Genomic DNA, 4,610 nt, shown 5'->3' on the forward strand with positions numbered 1-4,610 from the left:
CTATAATTAATTCTTATTATTCATTCATATCAATATTGTATATTTAGAAGTCTGTTTTTATGAAATGTCACCGTTTACATTCATTAAGCTCATCAACTTCACTTGATAATTATTGCATTTTCTTTCATTTATATCATTATCGTATATTTTTATTGATTAATACCTATTTTATATTTATAATAATATCACTATCGTTTATAAGGAGTTTTATCATGTTTCCCATTCATACCCAGCATATTGAAAATACAGAAAATGATATGATTTATCATGATCACGATTCTTTAGAGTTCATTTATTGTCTTCATGGAGAAGTATCCTATTTAATTAATGGAGAATCAATTACTATTCATAAAGGCGAAGCATTTATGATTAATACTCATATTATTCATGCAAGACTTTCTTCTACAGCCCATTTAATGACTGTCTCTATCGAAAGAGAAGCTTTTAGTATGCATGAATCACTTTTAAGTTATTTTGATTCATTCTTTAATCATGAACATGCCCCTTATATAATTACCCATGATCATACAATTCATGCACTCATCACTAAGCTATATGGTTTACTTAATATTCCAGAAATGAATCCCTTTTTAATTCTCTCTTCTGCATCAGAGCTTGTCCATTTAGTTAGTACAATTCTTTCAGAAAGTAAACCACTAGACGATTATGATAAGATGTTAGAAATGATTCATTATTTGAGAGATCATCTTTCTCAAAAGATCACCATCAAGGATATGGCAGACTCTATTTCTATCTGTCGTTCAAGATGTTGTAGTATTTTTTCTCAATATCTTCATACTTCTCCTATGGTTTATTTGAATGAATTACGTTTAGTGCATAGTGCTGATTTATTATCTACTGATTATTCTATTGTATCTATTTCAAAAATGTGCGGCTTTAGTCGTCCCAGCTATTTTAATACACAATTTAAAAAGAGGTATCATATGACACCTCTTGAATATCGTCATTCTTCTTGAATCTTTTTGAAACAATAGCTAAAAGTGAATACACAATAAAGTGCTGCAACAATCCAGGCTGTCTGGTCTGCACAGCAAATTGCGGTATAACCAGCTATCGGTACAAATACCAATGATACAAAACATCTTGCAATCATTTCAATGACACCAGAGAATATTGCGAGTCCGGAATAACCAATCCCCTGAGTTGTCTGACGGCATACATTGAGAATTGAAAGAACCCAATAGAAATATCCCATATAGGTAATATATTTTGCGGATGCATCAAGGACTGCGCTATATTTTGATGAAATAAACAACATTGAGAATATTCTACCAAATAAAATCAATAAGATTCCTACAATCACGCCATAGATAATACCTACAACAACAGTTTGTATGACTCCTTTTTTGATACGATCATATTTCTTTGCGCCATCGTTCTGACTTGCGAAAGTTGAAGCTGCTGTGGCCAATGCATCAAATGGACAGATGGCAAGCTGTTTGATTTTAGCTGCCGCTGCAAAAGCAGACATATAAGTGGCGCCTAAAGAGTTATTGGCGCCCTGCATGACCATAGAGCCAATCGCTGTAATAGAGTACTGTAATCCCATTGGAAGTCCCATACCAAGTAAATTCTTAACGATGGATGACTTTATTACTTTATTTTCTTTTTCTATATGTAATACTGTAAAACGTTTCTTAATGAGTATAAGACATAAGATACCACTGATACCTTGTGACACAATTGTCGCAAGGGCTGCTCCTGCGACATCGAGTTTTAAAATAATAATGCAAAATAAATCTAACACAATATTGAGACAAGCAGAAAAAGCAAGAAATAAAAAAGGTGTACGGCTATCTCCTACAGCACGTAATATACTTGAACATAGATTATAGAGTAATGTACATGGTAAGCCTATGAATATTATTAATAAATATATATAAGAACGTGATGCAATCTCATGTGGAATCTGTAGGATATGAATAATAGTCATACATAATAAACAGCATCCTACAGTTAATATTGCGCCAATGATAATTGTAAGAATGATACTATGATAAATAAAATCACGCATCTTAGATAAGTTATTTCCACCAAATGACTGAGCAATAGGAATACCAAACCCACAGCATATACCAATACAAAATCCCAATACTAAAAATTGTACACTAGTAGTAGAGCCTACTGCCGCAAGTGCATTGGCACCAAGTGTCTGACCTACTATTGCAGTATCCACAATATTATAAGTCTGCTGGAATATATTACCCAATAATAAAGGCAATGCGAACATCATAATGAGTTTTAATGGATGTCCTTCTGTCATATTCTTTGTCATATCTTAAACCCCCCGGAGTTGAAGTATAGCACTTTTGAGCATACAAAAAAATCCCATTATAAGGATTTCTTTATATAGTCTACAATTGTTTTTCCTAACTGATCATGTCCCTTTTGTGTAAGATGAATACCATCAAATGCAAGTTCACTTACTATTTCTTCTACATCAATAAAATCTGCATGAAAGCTATCTGCAAGTACTTTTAACTTCTTATTGAGTTCTTTACTTCTTTGATATCTTTCTTCATCATTTTTTAAATATGGCGGTGCAAGAAGTAATATATGTTCGGCTTTAGACAGGGCACGTCTTAACATCACATGAAGACCTACTGTAATATGTTCTACAGGTTCTAAGTGGTCTACATTATTTGTCCCTAGCATAATAACTAATAATCCAATAGGTGCATATTGACGTAAGGTAACATCATATAAGAATTGTCTAGGTTCCGCAAGTCTGCCATTAAGTCCTGCATTGACGACAAAATCATCTTTATAATTCTCTCTTACTATATCCACCCAGTTTGTTTCATAACGTCCCCCATCAAGAGGGTTAAATCCATAAGTATTAGAATCCCCATAACATACGATATTCATAAATTCATTCCCCTTTTTCTTATTATACAAAAGGATTTACAATAAAAAAACATTGAATTTATAATAATCTCTGTTTATAATGTTTCCTTGTAAAAGAACGGATGATAGTAGCGAAAGAGATTCTTTGTAAGAACACCGAAGGATGGAAGATTTCAGGTAAAAGGATCGCTATTGGACGAATCACTGGAGAGACTCATAATGAGCACCGAAGGAGTAACACTCTCAGGTAAAAGGACAGTGACTTATACTTTTCACTATTAATTCCGTCTAATTTATTAGAAGGAGTTTTTTTATGACCAAATTTTTGACACAAGTCAACAATCTCGTATGGGGTATGCCCCTTATCCTGTTACTACTTGGAACAGGTATTTATTTTACTACTCATTTAAAGTTTATTCAGTTTGTAAGATTAAAGAAAGCTTTCTCTTTGATTTTCAAGAAGAATGAAAATCAGGAAGGCGATGTATCTAGTTTCCAGGCTTTATGTACTGCCCTAAGTTCTACGATTGGAACAGGTAATATTGTAGGGGTAGCCACTGCGATTTCTGCAGGTGGTCCTGGCGCATTATTCTGGATGTGGATTTCTGCTTTCTTTGGAATGGCCACTAAGTATGCAGAAGGCGTTCTCGCAATCAAATACCGTACAAAGGATGAAAACGGACAGATTGCAGGTGGTCCAATGTACTATATTGAAAAAGGTTTACACAATAAGTTTCTCGCCAGTCTATTTGCCTTCTTTGGTGTAGCTGTCGCTTATTTAGGTATTGGTACATTCACTCAGGTAAGATCTATTTCTGATGCATTGCATCTTTCTTTCCATGTACCTTATTGGATTAGTGCGATTATTCTTACTCTTCTTGTTGGTTTTATCACAATTGGTGGAATTCATAGAATTGCGGCAGTCGCTGAAAAAGTAATTCCATTTATGTGTGTATTTTATATTGGTGGTGTTGTACTTATTCTAGCAACACATCTTCCAATGATTCCTCATGTATTAAAGATAGTACTTGCCTCAGCTTTTGATATTAAAGCAGTCTTTGGTGCGGGTATGGGTGTTGCCATGAAGATGGGTATTAGTAGAGGAATCTTCTCTAACGAAAGTGGTTTAGGAAGTGCTCCTATTGCCGCAGCTGCTGCACAGACTGATTCATGTGTAGAACAGGGACTTGTATCTATGACTGGTACTTTTATTGATACAATGGTGATCTGTACAATGACTGGTCTTGCAATCTTAATCACTGGTGCAAATACAAGCGGTTTAGAAGGAGCTGCAGTTACATCACTTGCCTTTAATAGAGGACTTATTGTTCCATTTATTGGTGAATATATTGTAAATATTGGATTGATTTTCTTTGCATTTACTACAATTATTGGATGGAACTACTACGGTGAAAGATGTATGTATTATCTTGCAGGTATTCGTTCTATCAAGATTTATAAGATCATCTTCATTATTCTTATTGCGATAGGTCCATTTATGTCATTACAGTTTATCTTTATTCTTGCAGATATCGTCAATGGCTGTATGGCAATCCCTAACCTCATCGGTTTGATTGGACTTAGAAAAGAAGTCATTGCAGAAACAGAAGAATACTTCAAAGAAGAAAACACTTGTAGTATAGAAGAATTAAGCATTTAACCTCTCATCTGAGAGGTTTTTTCATGCAAAAAAACAGGCCGAAGCCTGTTAATCGAGTGGTTTTTGATAGAATCCACCGACA

4 protein-coding genes and 2 riboswitches are annotated in these 4,610 nt (G+C 34.2%); of the genes, 2 read left to right on the plus strand and 2 right to left on the minus strand.

The annotated features are described in order from the left end of the window. Window positions 1-212: 212 nt before the first annotated feature. The gene (locus ACT8VG_RS07580; protein WP_444195538.1) at window positions 213-977 is read left to right on the plus strand and encodes an AraC family transcriptional regulator; all 765 of its coding nucleotides are present in this window, start codon (window positions 213-215) and stop codon (window positions 975-977) included. On the opposite strand, the gene ACT8VG_RS07585 is transcribed toward ACT8VG_RS07580, so the two are convergent. Continuing rightward, window positions 965-2,296 (minus strand): MATE family efflux transporter, encoded by a 1,332-nt coding sequence (locus ACT8VG_RS07585; RefSeq protein WP_444195539.1) that lies wholly within the window; start codon window positions 2,294-2,296, stop codon window positions 965-967. The two genes, ACT8VG_RS07580 and ACT8VG_RS07585, sit on opposite strands and share 13 nt — an antisense overlap. 56 nt (window positions 2,297-2,352) lie before the next feature. Continuing rightward, window positions 2,353-2,889: a GDSL-type esterase/lipase family protein gene (locus tag ACT8VG_RS07590; RefSeq protein WP_444195540.1), complete on the minus strand. Its 537-nt coding sequence runs from the start codon at window positions 2,887-2,889 to the stop codon at window positions 2,353-2,355. Between the two features lie 101 nt (window positions 2,890-2,990). Next, window positions 2,991-3,067, plus strand: a riboswitch (glycine riboswitch). Further along, a riboswitch (glycine riboswitch) is annotated at window positions 3,068-3,136 on the plus strand. 45 nt (window positions 3,137-3,181) lie between these two features. On the opposite strand from ACT8VG_RS07590, the gene ACT8VG_RS07595 reads away from it, so the two are divergent. After that, window positions 3,182-4,528, plus strand: a complete 1,347-nt coding sequence (locus ACT8VG_RS07595) for an alanine/glycine:cation symporter family protein (RefSeq protein WP_444195541.1) — start codon at window positions 3,182-3,184, stop codon at window positions 4,526-4,528. The last annotated feature ends 82 nt before the right edge of the window (window positions 4,529-4,610 follow it).

It is taken from the genome of Catenibacterium sp. (assembly GCF_052354645.1).
Lineage (GTDB): Bacteria > Bacillota_I > Bacilli_A > Erysipelotrichales > Coprobacillaceae > Catenibacterium > Catenibacterium mitsuoka_A.

Bases quoted from the DNA above. Each gene is read 5' to 3' on its own strand.
- ACT8VG_RS07595 (WP_444195541.1), top strand. From the start codon at position 3,182: ATGACCAAATTTTTGACACAAGTCAACAATCTCGTATGGGGTATGCCC.
- ACT8VG_RS07585 (WP_444195539.1), bottom strand. From the start codon at position 2,296: ATGACAAAGAATATGACAGAAGGACATCCATTAAAACTCATTATGATG.
- ACT8VG_RS07590 (WP_444195540.1), bottom strand. From the start codon at position 2,889: ATGAATATCGTATGTTATGGGGATTCTAATACTTATGGATTTAACCCT.
- ACT8VG_RS07580 (WP_444195538.1), top strand. From the start codon at position 213: ATGTTTCCCATTCATACCCAGCATATTGAAAATACAGAAAATGATATG.